Origin of the sequence: Bernardetia sp. ABR2-2B, assembly GCF_037126435.1 — a bacterium.
Classification (GTDB): domain Bacteria; phylum Bacteroidota; class Bacteroidia; order Cytophagales; family Bernardetiaceae; genus Bernardetia.
The window spans coordinates 1111740-1129489 of record NZ_CP147020.1 but is presented as its reverse complement, the minus strand read 5'-3'; the positions used below and the strand labels follow the sequence as shown (position 1 = coordinate 1129489).

General features: G+C 32.2%; 14 protein-coding genes. 8 read left to right on the top strand and 6 right to left on the bottom strand.

The annotated features are described in order from the left end of the window. The first annotated feature begins 2 nt into the window (after nt 1–2). The gene (locus tag WAF17_RS04725; RefSeq protein ID WP_338766892.1) at nt 3–443 is read left to right on the top strand and encodes a DUF4375 domain-containing protein; all 441 of its coding nucleotides are present in this window, start codon (nt 3–5) and stop codon (nt 441–443) included. A 7-nt stretch (nt 444–450) separates the two neighbouring features. On the opposite strand, the gene WAF17_RS04720 is transcribed toward WAF17_RS04725, so the two are convergent. Further along, nucleotides 451–1530, bottom strand: a complete 1080-nt coding sequence (locus WAF17_RS04720) for a trypsin-like peptidase domain-containing protein (RefSeq protein ID WP_338766890.1) — start codon at nt 1528–1530, stop codon at nt 451–453. A gap of 586 nt (nt 1531–2116) precedes the next feature. On the opposite strand from WAF17_RS04720, the gene WAF17_RS04715 reads away from it, so the two are divergent. The 6 genes from WAF17_RS04715 to WAF17_RS04690 all read left to right on the top strand — a co-directional run bounded on the left by WAF17_RS04715 (nt 2117) and on the right by WAF17_RS04690 (nt 8826). Next, nucleotides 2117–3529 (top strand): chorismate-binding protein, encoded by a 1413-nt coding sequence (locus tag WAF17_RS04715; protein WP_338766887.1) that lies wholly within the window; start codon nt 2117–2119, stop codon nt 3527–3529. A gap of 129 nt (nt 3530–3658) precedes the next feature. Continuing rightward, nucleotides 3659–4279: an aminodeoxychorismate/anthranilate synthase component II gene (locus tag WAF17_RS04710; RefSeq protein WP_338766884.1), complete on the top strand. Its 621-nt coding sequence runs from the start codon at nt 3659–3661 to the stop codon at nt 4277–4279. A gap of 11 nt (nt 4280–4290) precedes the next feature. Further along, nucleotides 4291–4890, top strand: coding sequence for a hypothetical protein (locus WAF17_RS04705; protein ID WP_338766882.1), 600 nt, complete (start codon nt 4291–4293; stop codon nt 4888–4890). A gap of 4 nt (nt 4891–4894) precedes the next feature. Beyond that, the gene (trpD, locus tag WAF17_RS04700) at nt 4895–5914 is read left to right on the top strand and encodes an anthranilate phosphoribosyltransferase (RefSeq protein WP_338766879.1); all 1020 of its coding nucleotides are present in this window, start codon (nt 4895–4897) and stop codon (nt 5912–5914) included. Nucleotides 5915–5992: 78 nt separating this feature from the next. Further along, the gene (trpC, locus tag WAF17_RS04695; RefSeq protein WP_338766876.1) at nt 5993–6790 is read left to right on the top strand and encodes an indole-3-glycerol phosphate synthase TrpC; all 798 of its coding nucleotides are present in this window, start codon (nt 5993–5995) and stop codon (nt 6788–6790) included. A 95-nt stretch (nt 6791–6885) separates the two neighbouring features. Beyond that, nucleotides 6886–8826, top strand: coding sequence for a TonB-dependent receptor (locus tag WAF17_RS04690; RefSeq protein ID WP_338766873.1), 1941 nt, complete (start codon nt 6886–6888; stop codon nt 8824–8826). Nucleotides 8827–8829: 3 nt separating this feature from the next. Here the strand turns inward: WAF17_RS04690 and WAF17_RS04685 are convergent, their stop codons facing one another. The 4 genes from WAF17_RS04685 to WAF17_RS04670 form a co-directional block, all read right to left on the bottom strand. Continuing rightward, nucleotides 8830–9354, bottom strand: coding sequence for a YetF domain-containing protein (locus tag WAF17_RS04685; RefSeq protein WP_338766870.1), 525 nt, complete (start codon nt 9352–9354; stop codon nt 8830–8832). A 30-nt stretch (nt 9355–9384) separates the two neighbouring features. After that, entirely contained in the window at nt 9385–11466 is a 2082-nt protein-coding gene (locus tag WAF17_RS04680) for a tetratricopeptide repeat protein (RefSeq protein WP_338766869.1), read from the bottom strand. 81 nt (nt 11467–11547) lie between these two features. Then, on the bottom strand, nt 11548–13089 hold the full coding sequence (locus tag WAF17_RS04675) for a hypothetical protein (protein ID WP_338766866.1): 1542 nt from the start codon (nt 13087–13089) through the stop codon (nt 11548–11550). Nucleotides 13090–13163: 74 nt separating this feature from the next. Continuing rightward, nucleotides 13164–13463, bottom strand: a complete 300-nt coding sequence (locus WAF17_RS04670; RefSeq protein WP_338766864.1) for a hypothetical protein — start codon at nt 13461–13463, stop codon at nt 13164–13166. A gap of 195 nt (nt 13464–13658) precedes the next feature. Between WAF17_RS04670 and WAF17_RS04665 the strand changes: the two genes are divergently transcribed. Further along, nucleotides 13659–17045 carry a two-component regulator propeller domain-containing protein gene (locus WAF17_RS04665; RefSeq protein ID WP_338766861.1) on the top strand — a complete coding sequence of 1129 codons (3387 nt, stop codon included), beginning with the start codon at nt 13659–13661 and terminating at the stop codon, nt 17043–17045. A 162-nt stretch (nt 17046–17207) separates the two neighbouring features. Here the strand turns inward: WAF17_RS04665 and folK are convergent, their stop codons facing one another. Beyond that, nucleotides 17208–17723: a 2-amino-4-hydroxy-6-hydroxymethyldihydropteridine diphosphokinase gene (folK, locus tag WAF17_RS04660; RefSeq protein WP_338766857.1), complete on the bottom strand. Its 516-nt coding sequence runs from the start codon at nt 17721–17723 to the stop codon at nt 17208–17210. Nucleotides 17724–17750 lie beyond the last annotated feature (27 nt).

The following is a 17750-nucleotide window of genomic DNA, read 5'->3' as shown; positions in this document are numbered from 1 at the left end:
TTATGGACATAAGAAAAGAATTTCAAGATTATTCATTCGAAGTAATGGATAAACTATTTGATAAAGAAAAAGGAAAACTAGAAAATCTATCTCAAAAGGAACAAGAAGTTGTACGAATTTGGAGGTTAGAATCTGATATGTATAATGGAGGTTTTATACAGTTTTTCTGTAATTGGGGATATGAAAATTTCTTAGAAACCCAAAAAGTCCTTAAAAAAATAAATGCTAATAAGGATTTAGAAATCATTACCGAATGTGAACTTATTCTCTCAAAATGTAAAGATGATGAAAGGATAAAAGCATTATGGGATATTCCTATCGTATTGAAAGAATATATAACAAAAGAAGAAGAAAAAAGACTTGATGATTTAGATGAACTCTACTGGACAGATCCAGATAATATTCAAAAATTGGCGTATGATTTTTTCCTCAAAGAGAAGTAATAAAATTCTACCATTCTTCTTGTCTTCTCCAAGTTGCACCGTATTCATTTACCAAAACATTATCAAAATAGTCGGCTCTTTCTAATAGGTTTTTTACCAAATCTACGGCTGTCTGAAGCTTGAGATATTGTCCAAAAATAGAAAAGGAAAGAATTATATCTTGTCCATTGACACTAAAACGAAGTCCTTTCAAAGAATGATTTTGCTCTAATAAAAAAGTATATGTATCGCCAATATTATCTTTAGGAAGGTTACACAGAAAGGCATCGCCAAAAATATATCCACTTTCAGGGTTATAAGAAAGGTTTATTGTTGCACTTCCCTCTACCATTTCCCAACGATTTGCACCAGCACGAGCCAAACTAGCATTTTTACCCAATTGTGTAATTAATTCTTCTATCAAATGAGCAATTCCGACAGGCTTATAAAGTTCTTTCGTAAAGTCAATCAGTTTCGAACCACAAGAAGGACAATAGGAATTTTGAATTTTAGGAAGCAAAATAACATTGGTACAAGAGCCACAACGAACAGCCTTTTCTCTACCAAAACTCTCAAAATCAGTCAGAGTTTCCTCTAAATAATTAGAAGGTAATGCAAAGCCTAAATCTGTTCCCTCTCTATGAATAAATGTATTGACACCAATTACTCTTCCCAAATTATCTACCAAAGGACCACCACTATTTCCTGGGTTGATGGCTGCATCTACTTGAATATAATTTATGCCATTATGCAAACGTTTTGCCTTCGAAATAATTCCTTGAGTAGTCGTGTATTTAAGACCGTACGGATGTCCGATAGCTACAATTTGTTCTCCGTCTCTAATTGCTTCTTGTGAATATTCGATAGTAGGCATTTTCAAATCAGTAGCAATCAAAAAAGCCAAATCCAGCCGAGTATCCGTAAAACAAACCTCTGCAAGTTGTTTGGGAACATTTTTTCCACTTATAGCTACTTCCGAACAACCTTCCACAACGTGATGATTGGTAACAATTATATTATGATTACGAAGATAAAACCCTGTTCCAGAGCCTTTTGGAGTAGCAATTTGAATAACTACTTCTTTATAAATTTCAATAGTTTGATACATAAATGGACGTAGAGAATTGACAAAAAGAGCTTTATTGAGTAAAAAAGGAAGTAAAGGATAGATTAAAATTTAAGTTACTCAAAAATAACGTTCTTTTTTAGACTTGTTCTATAAATTTAATCAGAAATTTAAAGTTTTGTAAACGAAGTGAGAAAATCACTACAAATATAAGATACATATACAGGAATGTTGGCAAGAATTAAAAATCATAATTCTGAAAAAAAATAATTCAGAAACTTATAAAAAACTTGTAAACTCAAAAAACTTTTGTAGATTTGTGTATAGACAAAATAACACAACAAAAAAGTCTTACAAACAGAATGACAAATACAATTTTAAATATTACTTATCTATCTACTTCTGCAAACTCTGCATGGTGGTGGCACTATATCAAAGATATAGGCGATAAGTCGTGTGCATTCTGAACCTAATAAATAACTAGGAAAATACAGAAAATTATATCTTTGATTTATATACAAAAGACTTATCGCAAAAAAGTGATAAGTCTTTTTTTTGTTTAAAAATAAAAAAATATCCAAACTCGCCGTTTTTGGTGTCCCCACTGACGACACATACACTAAAACCTATGAATTTCAAACTAAAAACCTTTACCCAAAAAATCTTAGCTGACACGCTTACACCTGTCGGAATTTATCTCAAACTAAGAGATAAATATCCAATGAGTTTTTTGTTGGAATCTTCAGATTATCATGGCAATCAAAATGCCTTTACGTATATCTGTTGTGAGCCGATAGCGAATTTCAAAGTAGAAAACGAAACGATTTATCAATCCTTTCCTGATGGAAGCAGCACAGAGAAAGTCATTGAAAATCCATCAGAAGTAACAGAATCTTTGACAAAGTTTTCAAAATGTTTTAAAGCTGAAAAAAGTAAACTCAACTTTATTACAAACGGACTTTTTGGTTATACTACTTATGATGCTGTTAAGTATTTTGAGAAAATAGATGCACCAAAAACGGAAAAAATCAAAATTCCTCTGGTTCAGTATCACGTTTTCAAGTATGTAATTGCTATCAATCACTTCAAAAATGAACTACATATTTTTGAACATCAGTTGGAAAGTGAAAACGGAAATGAACCTACTTTCAAGAAAGTATTAGATGTTTTGCAAAACAAAAACGCACCAACCTATTCTTTCAAAACAGAGGGTTCTGAAACTTCAAATATGACAGACGAAGACTTTTTGGATAATGTAGGACACGGAATTTCGCACTGTAAGCGTGGCGATGTATTCCAAATTGTTCTCTCAAGACGTTACAAACAAGACTTTGAAGGTGATGATTTTAATGTTTATCGTGCTTTGCGTAGCGTAAACCCTTCGCCATATTTGTTTTATTTTGACTATGGGAGTTTTAAGTTAATGGGTTCTTCTCCAGAGGCGCAACTTGTAGTAAAAAATAGAAAAGCAACTATCCATCCGATTGCAGGAACTTTCAAACGAACAGGAAATGATTCTGCTGATGCTGCTTTAGCTGTCCAGCTTCAAAATGACCCAAAAGAAAATGCCGAACATGTTATGCTTGTAGATTTGGCAAGAAATGATTTGAGTAGAAACGGAACAAACATAAATGTCGATGTTTTCAGAGAAGTACAATATTTCTCTCACGTTATTCATTTGGTTTCCGAAGTAAGTGGGCAACTTTTGCCAGAGGTTTCTCCTTTGCAGATTGCTGCCGATACGTTCCCAGCAGGTACGCTTTCAGGTTCTCCAAAACCAAATGCTCTTTCTCTTATTCATAAATATGAACCCGAAAACCGTAGTTATTATGGTGGTGCTGTTGGTTTTATTGGTTTCAATGGAGATTACAATCACGCCATAATGATACGCTCATTTTTGAGCAAAGAAAATTCACTTTATTTCCAAGCAGGTGCAGGAGTAGTAGAAGGTTCTGTTCCTGAAAACGAACTTGCCGAGGTAGGAAACAAATTAGCAGCTCTCAGAAAAGCTCTAAAACTAGCAGAAGAAATCGTCATATAGAGCGACGAGTTCTTAACCTTTAATTTGCTCTATACCCCCTTTACAAATAAAACTTAATAATAATTTACAAATCAAAACCTCGTTGACGGCTTCATTTGAGCCTCAACGACGGTTATAAAAATATAAAAAATGAAACAAATAGCAGTCATAGACAATTACGATTCTTTCGTTTATAATTTAGTTCATTATTTGAGAGAACTGACAAGCGAGTTTTCTACCAATAAAGAACAACACGCACAAGTTACCGTCTTTAGAAATGATGAAGTAACTTTAGAAGAACTAGAAAAATTTGATAAAATATTACTTTCCCCTGGTGGTGGCATTCCATCGGAAGCAGGAAAGTTATTAGAAATCATCAAACACTTTGCACCTACAAAAGATATGTTGGGTGTTTGTTTGGGACATCAAGCGTTGGGAGAAGTATTTGGCGCAAAATTAGAAAATCTTTCAGAAGTGTATCACGGAAAGGCTACTCCTATCAAAATTCTGACAGAAGATAGTCTGTTTGCAGGACTTCCAGCCAAACTTAATGTAGGGCGTTATCATTCTTGGGTTATTCAAAAGGACAGTTTGCCCGAGGGTTTTGAAGTAACTGCCGTAGATGAACAAGGCGAAATTATGGCAATTTCTCACAAAAAATATAAACTAAAAGGCATTCAGTTTCATCCAGAATCTATCCTTACACCAGAAGGAAAACAGATTGTTAAGAATTGGGTGGAAAGCGTACCACAGACTTCCCAGTCTGTGTAATTTGAAAAATTATGAAAGTTTTAGAGTCTACTAAAGATATACAAGTCTTAGGTAAGTTTTATCTACCTCCCTTTTCTGTTAATGAAGGAAGTTTACATCACTTTTTTATTCGTGGAGGTGGTTACTATTGGCAAATATTAGAACAACTTATTCCTATCTTTCTAAATCAAAAAACGAGTGAGAGTGTTAATATTTATAAGACTGTTTGTTTTGCAGGAGCAGGACTTGAAAGAATAGGGTACATTAGAGGTATCTTTTCTCCAACTCTACAAAACTATCTTGAACGAAATATAAATTTAGAGCGTGTTGGTAAAGAACATATACAGACTATTTATCACAATTCTGAATTAGATAAATCAAAATTACTTGAAACTAAGGTAAATAAGTTACCTACTGATTTACATCGATTTATTTCTATTCTTAGTTGTTTTAGCAAAGCAGATGTAGTAGTATTCAACTTTCTGGGTATTTCTCCTATTGGAACAGAATATATTTTTTCAATGGTAAAAAATATTGTGAAGGAAAAAAAATATACAGCCATTATCTTAGATGATTTTCTTGATGTAAATAATTCTTATGATAACCATACTGAAATTCAATTAAAAAAATAAATAAATGAAAAACATACTAAATCACTTATACGAACACCACACCATCACAAGAGAAGAAGCAAAAAATCTCTTGTTAAAAATGGCAAATGGAGAATATAATCAACTACAAATAGCCTCTTTTCTGACGGTTTTTAATATGCGAAGTATTACCGTAGATGAGCTTTTGGGCTTTCGTGATGCGATGCTAGAAACGTGTTTGCGTGTAGATTTGTCGGCTTATGATGCGATAGATTTATGTGGAACAGGTGGCGATGGCAAAAATACGTTTAATATTTCTACAATTACATCTTTTGTTTTGGCAGGTGCAGGTGTGAAGGTTGCCAAACACGGAAACTATGGTGTTTCTTCGTCTTGTGGTTCTTCCAATGTATTAGAGCATTTAGGAATTGTCTTTACAACTGATGAATCTGTCTTGCAACGTCAAATTGAAGAAGCAAATATTTGTTTTCTACACGCTCCTCTGTTTCACCCTGCTGCGAAGGCTGTTGCGCCTGTTCGTCTGCGTTTGGGAACAAAAACGTTCTTCAACATGCTAGGTCCTATGGTAAACCCTGCTTTTGTGAAGCGTCAAATGATTGGTGTTTTTAGTTTAGAGTTGGCTCGTTTGTATGCTTATTTGTATCAAAAACAGGAAGATTCACAGTTTTCTATTATACATTCATTGGCTGGTTATGATGAAATTTCGCTTACTTCTCCTTTCAAAATGATTTCTAATAAAGGCGAATTTATTATCTCTCCAAAAGAATTAGGAGCAAAAACATTGGAAGCTAATCAGATTGAAGGAGGAAACACAATAGAAGAAGCTGCTAAAATATTTACGAATGTTTTGAAAAATGAAGCTACCAAACCACAAACCGAAGTTATCTTGACAAACTCTGCTATTGCTATCGAAACAGCTTTCAGAAATACAAATAAGGAAACTTCTTTCGAAGATGCAAAAGCAATGGCAAAAGAATCTTTGGAAAGTGGAAAGGCTTTAGATTCTTTGAAAAAACTATTAGAACTTTCTCCTCAATTTGCATAGTAGCAAACTAAATATAAAATTAAACTTACAACTTGTACTTGTACGGTCAAGACATGTCTTGACCCTACCAATTAAAATATGCTAGAAAAAATAATCCTTCACAAACAAAAAGAAGTTGCTCAGCTTAAAAAAGAAATTTCTATCGAAAGTCTAAAGCAAAAGCCTTTTTTTAATAGAGAAACACTTTCTTTTAAAGATGCTATCCGAAATGGTTCTGGAATTATTGCAGAATTTAAGCGAAAGTCTCCCTCAAAGGGAATAATTAATGATTCAGTTGATGTCATCGAAATTACTCAAGGCTATGCTTCTGCTGGTGCTTCTGCACTTTCAGTTCTGACAGATACAGAGTTTTTTGGTGGACAAATAGGCGATTTAGAAATTGCTCGTGCTTACAATGAAATTCCTATTTTGAGAAAAGATTTTATGATAGATGAGTTTCAAATTTATCGTGCAAAAGCAAGTGGTACAGACGTGATTTTGCTGATTGCTGCTGTGCTTTCTCCCAAAAGATGCTTAGAACTTGCAGAAAAAGCAAAAAAACTCGGTTTAGAAGTTTTGTTAGAAATTCATGCAGAAGAAGAGCTAGAACAAGTAAAAGAAATTGCTCATTTAGTAGATGCCGTCGGAGTAAATAACCGAAACTTAAAGACTTTTACAGTAGATATTGAGGAATCTATGCGACTCTTTGATGAAATTCAGAAAATAAAACAAGAAACTCAAAATGATTTTGTCTTGATTTCTGAAAGTGGTCTTTCTGATGTGGAAACTGTTTTAAAGCTCAAAGAAAAAGGCTTTCAAGGTTTTTTGATGGGAGAATATTTTATGAAAAACCAAGACCCTGCTAAGGCGTGTAAAGAGTTCATAGAAAAATTGTAATTTTGCGTACTTCTAAAACTTTGTCAGTTTCAGATACCTAAATTAATACTAACTATTGTCAGACTATTGACAAAGTTTAGCTAAAAATAAAAATTGTGTCAAAAATTGCCTTCTTTCTATCATTCTTCTTTATCAGTCATTTTATTTTTGCCCAAACCAATTCTGAACAAGATTCTGTTATTCAATTAAATGCTGTCGAAATTCAATCAAATTCTTTAGAAGAAAAAGCAGCAGGTTTTGAAGTTCAAAAGTTAGATTCTTTGGCAATGACAAGTTATCAGACTTCGGATTTGGGTAGGCTTTTGTCCTATCGAACACCTATTTTTTTGAAGTTTTATAGTATTTCTGGGTTGGCTTCTCCTTCTTTTCGTGGAACGAGCGCAGGACACACACAAGTTTTTTGGGAAGGAATTCCTCTTAATTCTCCGACGTTGGGACAAGTAGATTTTTCTCTTTTTCCTGTTGGATTGTTAGATGAGGTAAATGTTCACTATGGAGCTGCAAGTTTGCGTTATGGAGAAGGAGGCTTTGGAGGTGGAATTTCTTTAAATCATAATCCTAAAAATCTAGTTGATAATGACAGTAAGAAGAATGATTTTTCTCTAAATTGGATTCAATCTATTGGAAGTTTTCACACTTTTAAACAGCTTCTGACAACTTCTTATTTTTTATCAAATTCTAAAAGGCTACATATAAAAGCTACAAGTCGTCTTTTTTATAAATCTGCCAAAAATGATTATCCCTACAATTATAGAGGAGAGACATTCATAAGAAAAAGAGCAGCCACGCAGCAAAAGGGAATGGTTCAAGAAGTTTATTTTTTACCAAAAAATACAGCTAGACTTTCAAATCATCAATTTTCGTATCATTTTTGGGCGCAAGATGCAAACCGAGAACTTTCACCACCAATAACAGTTCCCATAAATAAAGAAACACAAGATGACTTTTCTGTAAGAAATTTATTACAATGGAAATACAAGAAAAAAAACTTCGAAATCAGCACGAAAGCAGGTTATCTGTATGACTTTTTAGAATATAGAAATGAAGTTTCTCAAATTGTTTCCAAAACAAAAAATGAATCGTATCACGCACTTTCAGAAATAAAATATGCTCCTTCAAGTCAAATTCTTTTACAAACAGGAATTCGGCTAAGACAAGATTTTGCCTACGTAGATGGTCTTAACAGTACAAAAACACAAGCACAACAAAGTATTTTTGCTTCAGTAGAATACTCTCCTTTCAGTTTCTTTCAGACAAATTTTTTAGTTCGTCAAGTAGTTTTGAATAATGAGTTTCAATCTTTTTTGCCTTCTTTGGGAATTGGTTTTATTAAAAATAATTTGGAAGTCAAAGTTAATGCAGCTCGTAATTTTCGTGCGCCTACCTTGAATGATAGATATTGGTTTCCTGTCGGTAATCCTGACTTACGAAATGAAGAAGGTTGGAACGGAGAGTTTTCGGCAGTTTATCATTTTATAAATAAAGAAAAAACAAAGCTTTCTTTGTCTTCGCTTTACTTTTGGGCAAAGATGGAAGATTGGATTTTGTGGTCTCCTGCTGTGGCTGGTTATTGGCGACCTGAAAATTTGCGTTCTGTCTTTTCGCAGGGAATTGAAAGTAATTTATTCTTTAAGAAATCTACTCAAAATTTCAATCTTGAAGCAAATATTTCCTACACTTATACTAACTCTAAAAACTTAGAAGAAATTAGAGATTTAGATGAATCAAAGGGAAAACAACTTATTTATACGCCTTTTCATCAGCAAAAAAGTTTTTTATATGCAGCCTATAAAAGTCAGTTTTTGAGAGTAGAACAGCAGTTTGTGGGAAGACGCTTTACGACCACAACAAATACAGAATATTTACCGTCTTATTTTTTGGCTAATTTTTCTTTAGGAAAAACAATCAATTATAAAAAAGCAAAGTTTGTTTTGGAATTGAACTGTCAGAATATTTTTGATTTTCAATATCAATCTATGGCTTTTTATCCGATGGTGGGGCGTAGTTTTGAATTTGTTTTGAGGACAAAATTCTAATATCTAGGAATCGCTCATCTTCACATCTTTCATAGCTTCGGCTTCTTTGTTACTTATCTTTTTCATAATGCTTATATCTCCTGTTGTTTCCAAAACGATAGCGTCAATATCATTCAAATTATCTATTCCTTCTTTTCTAGCACTTAAATAAATCTCATCAATTGCAATTCTTTCTTGTTTTAAAATATCTTCGTATAATTCTCCTTTGTACAATAACAAAATAGGATTGCCACTAATTAATTTCTTAAAGCCTCTAAAACGAACTGAAAGCCACGTAATTATATACTGCATAAATACAAGAATTGCAAAACATGTAACTCCCTCTGCAATTGCAATATTATCATTGAGTGAAATAGTTGCAAAAGCCGAACCTAGAGCTATTGTAACTACAAAATCAAAAGCATTCATTTTTGAAAGTGTACGTTTCCCTGAAATTCGTATCAAAAAAATTAATGAAACATAAGCTAAAAAAGTCATAATGATAACTCTAGCAACGTTTTCCCAGCTTGTAAAAAAGATATTTTCCATTACAGTATAACTACTTAAACTCAAATTGTTTTAAAACTCTATTCCAACCACCATAATATCATCAGTTTGATGCTCTTTTCCTTTCCAATTTTCTAATTTATCAACTACTTCTTTTTCTTGATTAGAGATAGGAATATCAGTAGAAATTAACTTTTCAAAATTTTTTCTCATAAATTTCTTATTCTCTGCTCCTCCAAACTGGTCTTGATAACCGTCTGAAGTCAGATAAATACGCATTCCCTTTTCGATATCTAAAAAATGATTTTTAAAGTTTGTTCGTTTGTGTCTAAACTGCTGCTCTCCTATTGGTCTTCGTGTAGCTTTGATGGATATTAATTTTGAATTTTGCAATTTATAATAAAGAGGGATTTTTGCACCTGCATAAACTATTTTATTTTCTTTTGCATCTATTTTCAGAATTGCAATGTCCATTCCACTCATTATTTGAGTTTGTTTTTGATGCAAATTCTCCTCTAATAAATCATCTAATTTTTCTAGTATTTCGGCAGGATTAAGTTCATTATTTGCTGAATTATTATGCTTAAAAATATCATTTAGTAAAGAATTACAAAGAATAGTCATGAAAGCACCCGAAACGCCATGACCTGTACAGTCAGCCAAAGCCATATAAAAAACCTCTTCTTTCTGAGCAAACCAAAGACAATCTCCACCTACAATATCTCTAGGACGGTTGAGAATAAAATGAGTAGGAAAATATTCAAAAAGCTGTGTTTCATTGACTTGAATAGCATCTTGAATATGTTTAGCATATACAATACTTTCTTTTACTTTTTGATTTGCAGTTGTAACTTCATTATTTTTTTTTCCTAAAAGTTGATTTACTTTATGTTTTTCTCTAATTCTTCTAAAAGCCAAAAAGACAACAATGATAGCCAAAAGTGCTACTCCTCCTAACAGATAACTTTTTCCTGTTTCCCATTCAGATTTTTGTTGTAAAAAATCAATTTGTTGTTGTTTTTTTCCTGCTTGAAAACGAGCTTCTAACTCATTTATTTGTTCTAATTTACTTTCTTCAGAAATAACTTCTTTTAGTTCTACGTATTTTTGAAGGTTTTCTAAGGCTTCATCTGACTTTCCAATTTTTTGATAAAGCTGTGTGAGATATTCATAATTTTCTAACTCTACTGAACTATTTTCTGTTTTGATAGCAAGGTCTAAGCTTTTCTGAAACAATAATTTTGCTGCTGTATATTCTTCTTGAACCAAGCGAACTTGTCCCATATTTACTAAAGTAGCAGACATGCTAGAAGGGTTATTTAGTTCTTCTTTGAGTTTGAGAGCATCTTCATAATAATAAAAAGCTGAGTCATAATTTTTTAAGACAAAAAGTTCGTAGCCAATATTATTGAGCGTAAATGAAACCCCTCTTTCATAGCCTATTTCTCTACAAAGTTGTAATGTTTTTCTATAAAACTCTAATGCTTTTTGAGGATTGCCTTGGTCAGAGTAAAGAATTCCTAAACTATTTGAAGTAGATGCTTTTCCTTGTTTTATGTTTAACTCTTGATATAATTCGAGGGCTCTTTGATAGTATTCAATAGCTTTATCTTCATTTTTTAGGTTACGATGTACATCTCCAATTCTTTTGCTTATATCTGCTATCAACTCTTTTTTACTATTCTTATCAGTATCTTTTTCAATATTTTTTAATACTTCCATAAAAATAACATATGCTTTTTGGTCATCTCCAATAGCTTGATAAACAGTAGCTAAATTGATTTTCCATTGATTGACAAGCGTATCTAAAGCAATTTGGTTTGATTCTTTTTGTATAAACAAAGCTTTTTCATAGGCTTCAATAGCTTTAGGGAATTTTTTATTTTGCTCTTCTAAAAAACCAAAAGTCACATATATCTTTGCTTTTAGTATTTTATCATTTTTATTCTGCTCCAATATAAAATTCAAAACCTTTTTTTTCTCCTCTGATTTTATGTCAGCTTCTACAAGTTTATTAATCCACTTTATTTGGTCTTTTTTACTAACAGATTTATAGGCACTAATTAAACTATCTGATTTGTTAGCAAAGCTAGAAAACAAGATAAAAGAGAAAAAGAACGATAACAGAACTATATATAGTTTTTGTAAGTGCATTGTTTAGTAAAGTAGTAGCTTTAATATTTTACAATAAAGAAACATAGATTTCTGTCTATTTCCAAATCAAGTAAAAAAACCTTAATTTACTTTATTGGCTAATTCTAAGAGTGTCTCATAATAATTTCTTCTTTCCATTTTGGATTTTAGCCACGCATAAAATGCCATTTCTTGCAAATCTTCTTGTTGGCTACTTTCTGCAAAAGTAATTACCTTCTCTACTTTTTCCGAAAAATCAGACTGCGTAACTCGCTGTGGATAACGCATATATTCTTCTAAAAGATTCAAAAAAGGCTTACTGTTTTGATAATTAGACTGCCCTAAAAGAGAAGCATATTTTTGTTTTATTTTAGCAATAATTTTTCGTGCAATATCATCATTTTTAAGCTCAAATTGCAACACAGATTCAATAAGCCATTTTCTAACAACCCACTCTTTCCCCATTTTTTTCTCTACCCAAGTATCAGAATGACCAAAATCTAATAAAACTTTATTTGCTTTCTTAAAATCGTCTTTTTGAAAGTGATAAAAAACCAAATTTAGATGCGTATTCAAAACATCGTTGGTTGAGAGAATAGACTTATTTTTTTTGAGTAAATTTTCTAATAATTCGATAGCTTTGTCTCGCTCTTCTGTAAAAGCAAGGTTTGCAGCCTTCAAGAGCGTAAATTTGGAGTAAAAAGAGGTTTTATAACTTTTTGAATTTTTGGAAGAAGATTCTAAAATATCTTGAAATTCTTCAAGGTAAGACAAGGATTCATTAAATTTTTTGTTGCGATATAAAAGATGAGCCAACATATAAAGCAATGAGAGCCTATAATATTGATTGTAAGATTGATTTTTTTCTGAAATCATCATATCTTTTAATAACTCATCATAATTCAGACGTAAAAAAGATTCGAAACTATAATATTCTTTTTTAGCAACTACGGCATTTCTAGCAATGGAAAGTAAATTGAAACGGATTCTAGGGCGTTCAGTTACAACTTTTGTCAAGTCCCATTCTTCCAAAATTTGATTCATTATTTTATCAAAATCTAATACCTTTCCTTCTCGTTTTGCTTCTGCGAGTTGATTTTTTAAGATGCAATTGGCAATATGCGCTCGTTCTTCTTGTTCTGCAAAAATTTTATTTTGATTGCGTAACCTTAAAAGCTCATCAAAATTAGGTGCAAATTCACTATTTGTATTTGCAAGTGCTAAGTTATAAATTGAATTGAGAAGATGGTATTGTTCATTTTCACGAGCTTGATTTTCTGCTTTTTTGAGGTACTTCCAAGCAATACTTTCTAGGTTTACTTCAAAAAGGTAGTGAGAGAGCGAAAGTATTCCCATAATATCAGTTCCTTCAATAGTTTGGTCGGTACTTCTTGAAAGCGTAATAAAATCTATAAAATGTTGCATCAGCCTTCTGCGAAGCGCATGATAAGCCACCTTATTCTTTGTTTTTGGATAAAGCTGTATCAATAATTCTTTCCCATTATAGACAGTTTCTTCTTGTAAGAGTTCTAAAAGTTGAAGGTCTTTTCTATTTTTACGGATTTTTTGACGCTGCACGAAAGCGTGAAGAGCCTTTTTTTCCTCCTCCGAAAAAGTATCTAAAATAGCACGAAGATTATCCATGTATTAATTACGAATTAAAAATTACGATTTGAAATTTTGGTAGGAAAAGATACATCTTTTTGTGATATAGTTTTTCAAAACAGAATAGAAAAATAGAGTACAGAAATTACTAAAGATACAATACAGGCAGTAAAGCACCATTTTTTCCAATCCTTTGAGTCTGTAAAAAAAAGTAAAATCATTGCGACAATTGGATTTATTGAAAGAATGGAAATAACTCCTAACCCACCTACAAATAGTTTTCCTACGTCTTGTGCTGATTCGAAAACCCAAAACATGCCACTTATCAAAATAGTATTTGTCAGTATAATAATTAGCCAAGTTTTATTTCTTTTGAGATTTATTTGTTCTTGTCTGTCTAATATCTTTTCCATAAAATAAATTGATTTATATCTGTAACTCTTATTAATTTACAATTAAATAAGTTTGTTGTACTTATTTCTGAAGAGTTTACTTAGTTTTTAGTCCAAATTGAAATTAGATTTTTTTAGATTATAGAATTTGTGTATTTTTAGGTTACTATTATCCTATATTATTCTATCCTAGAAATTACTAATTTTTGCAAGTCTATGCAATTTTTTTCCTCCAAAAAAAGGAACAGTAAATTATTTTATTCTAATAAAATATTTGCTTTCTTATCAACCTTCTTATTTTTACTACTTTTTGTAGTCTATTTTTCTACTTCTTTTGCTCAAAGCATTCGTTTTTCAGCAATAACAACATCAGAAGGTCTTTCACAAAACAATATTACAGCACTTATTCAAGATAAGCAAGGCTTCTTATGGATAGGAACTCCTGATGGTTTGCATAGATATGATGGCTATTCGTTGGTGGATTACAAACATCTACCTAATGATTCAACTTCTCTTACAAATAATTCTATCAAGGCACTTTGTGAAGATAAAAAAGGTAATATTTGGGTAGGAACAGAAGAAGGAATCAGTAAGTGGATTAGAAATGAAAATACCTTTGAGCAAGTTCAGTTTGGAGAAACTGGAGCTATCCCACACACGCAAATCAATAATCTATTTAGAGATAATAAAGACAATATTTGGGTAGGAAGTAAAGAAGGATTGAGTTTTTATCAAGAGAAAAAAAACGAATGGATACATTTTGCTGCTAATAATCAAAAGTTAGCCATTTTGAAAGATTTACCTATTTCTGCTATTACTCAAGATACTAAAGGTGCTATATGGATAGGTTCAGATTCACTTGGTTTGTACAGAATTGCACTAGCTCAAACCAACGAACAAGTAAGACATTTTGATACAGATAACGGACTTTTGGATAATCATATTACCTCATTGGCAGTAGATGCAACAGCAAGTGTAGTTTGGATAGGAACAAAAAGTGGCTTACAGGCTCTTCATTTAGATAAATTATCTAGTCAGAAACAAACTGAAAAACAGAATGATGATTCTTTTACTTCTTTTGTCCATAAAACGAATGATGAAAATTCTATTAGTGAAAATCACATCACAGGTCTTTTGGTAGATAAAGCAGGAACGCTTTGGATAGGAACTGCTTCACAAGGATTGAATAAATATTTGAATGAAAAATCGGGCTTTCTTCGTTTTCAAAAAGATGTTTATAACCCCTTTAGTTTGAGTGATAATGCAGGAATAAAAGTTCTTTTTCAAGACCGTACAGGAGTTTTTTGGTTTGGAACAGAACAAGGAGGACTGAATAAATATGACCCACAGAAAGTCAAATTTAGATTATATCGTTCGGTAAATGATATTCGTAAAAATGGAATTCAAGATAATAATATTACTTGCTTCTACAAAGATGATGAAGGAAAAACGTGGATAGGAACAAAAAAAGCAGGTATTTTTAGATATAACCCTAATATTGCAAACGGTTGGTTTACGCAATATTCTCGTTATTCACACGCAATGCCAAGTGATGATGTAACAGGAATTACACAAGACCTCTATGGAACGACGTGGTGTAGTACAAGAGATAGAGGAGTAGGGCGTTTTTCTTATAAAAATGGAAAACTGACTATTATTCAGTACAAAAAACACTGGGAAGGATTACCATCTAGTAGAATAGCAGAAATTTTCACAGACAAAAAAGGCGAAATTTGGGTACTTACTTTTGAAGGAGATTTATGTAAATATAATCGTGCCTTGAATGATTTCGAAGTGAAGATTGAAGGAGAATCAAAGCTATCAGATAATGAAATTATGCTTTCTGCAAAATCAACAGACAAAAATACAATTTGGGTAGGAACACCAACAGGAGCATATTTATATGATATTGCGACAGAGAAGGTTATTTTAGACAAACGAAAAGACCTTGAAGTTTGGGTAAGTGCTATCGAAGAGGTGGGCGATAGTAGTGTTTGGTTTAGTTCTAGCAAAGGTTTGATTCGTTATTTTCCAAAACAAGATTCATTAAGTTATTTCTCAAGAAAAGATGGACTACCTACTGATATGATTTATTCAGTCATTTTAGGGGAAGACAATAATCTATGGCTTTCTACAAATAAAGGTATTTCTCGTTTTTCTTTAGAAACATTGAGAGCAAAGTCTTATGATGAAACAAACGGTTTGCAAGGACAAGAATTTTTGGCTGGTTCGTATTATGAAAGTGAAAAAGGAGAGTTGTTTTTTGGTGGAAAAGATGGTTATAATGCTTTCTTTCCAACTGAAATTAAAGACGACCCTTTGCCTCCTCAACTTGTCTTTACAGAAATAGAAATTTTTTCTAAATCACTTCCTTTTATAGACTTTATTACTAGAGTTGAAAATCCATTGGATAGTTATATCTTGACGGCTGATAGTCTTACTTTAGATTATGAAAAAACAGGCTTTTCACTAGAATTTTCTGCATTACATTTTTCTGACCCAAAAAAGAATATGTATGCTTATAAAATGGAAGGACTAGATGAAGAATGGACGTATGTAAATTCTGGGCGTAGATTTGTCAATTATCCGACATTGCCGTATGGAAACTATATTTTTCGTGTAAAAGCATCTAACTCTGATGAGGTTTGGAATGAAGACGGAATTGCTCTGTATATAAATGTTTCGACACCTGTTTGGGAGCGTCTATGGTTTAGAGTGCTGGGAGTTTTTTTTATTGTAGGAATTATTTCTACTTTTTATATAGCTAGAATCAAAAGAAGTAAAAACCAACAGGCTTTATTAGAATTACAGGTAAAAGAACGCACAAAAGAATTAGAAGAAAAGAACAAAAATATGACGGATAGTTTGCGTTATGCCGAAACGATTCAGAAAGCTATTTTACCTACCGAAACAGAATTAAAGGAGCATTTGCCTGAAGTATTTACTGTTTATGAACCTTTAGATATTGTTTCTGGAGATTTTTATTGGTTCAAAAATTTGGGAGATATTGTGTATGTTGCTGTGGCAGACTGTACTGGACACGGAGTTCCAGGGGCGTTTATGTCTATGATTGGAAGTTCACTTTTGAGTGATATGGTACAACAAAACCGAACACTAAAACCTTGTGAAACACTTGAACTATTGAATACAAAAATCAGAACTTCTCTTTCTCAACAGGACAACAGAAATACGGATGGAATGGATGTTTGCTTCTGTAAAATCAATCTCAAAACACATCAAGTATGGTTTTCGGGAGCAAAAAGACCTCTTTATATTACTAAAAAAGATGGTATTTTTAAAGAAGTAAAAGGAGATAGAAAATCTATTGGAGGAAGAAAACGAGCAAAAGACGAAAAGGTGTTCACTACAACCGAAATTCAACTTGAAAGTGGAGATATGATTTATCTAACTTCTGATGGATATGCTGACCAACCCAATAGTAATGGTAAAAAAATTGGTAGTCTGCAATTACAAAATGTATTAAAAAATATTGGTTCACTACCTGCCCAAAAGCAAAAGCAAGAGCTTACAGATATGTTACTTGTTCATCAAGGAGATACAAAACAACGTGATGATATTGCTATTATGGGGATTCGTGTTTAGATAATCAAATAAAATATAGTATTTTTTTAAACTTTGACAGTCTTTCCAAGAAGGCTGTTAATAGTTGTGTACTCAAACTATTGTCATAGCTATTTTTGGATTACCAAAAAACTGCTGACAAAGTTTTTATGCTTTGATAACCAGTAAATTGTCAATTTTAAATTATCCATTCACTACCAACTGCTCCACAGGCAGCTTATCCAAACAAATCTCCAAAAGCTCTTTATTTGTCTTTTCTAAAATAGGATGTACAAAATAAGGAGCAATCTCTACCAAAGGAACAAGCGTAAAACGACGTTGATGCAAAAATGGATGAGGGATTTTTAAGTCTTTTTGTTTCTTACTATCATTTTCTTCTTCTTCCAAAATCTCATTTTCATAATATAGAATATCTATATCAATCGTTCGGGCATACCATTTTTGATAGCGTTTTCTGCCTAGCTTTTTTTCTATCTCTTCTATTTGAAAGAGTATTTCTTGTGCTGATAGAAGTGTAGATATTTCTATTACTTGATTGAGAAAAGAAGGCTGATTCTCTACACCCCAAGCTGCCGTTTGATAGAGACTAGATTCTTTTTCTATATTTCCAATCTGTAAAGAAATATACTTTTTTGCTTCCGAAATAGTCGCTTCTCTATCTCCTAGATTTCCTCCTAATAATAGGAAAATTGTATTCACGTATTATGATTTTTTAGAAAAATAAAA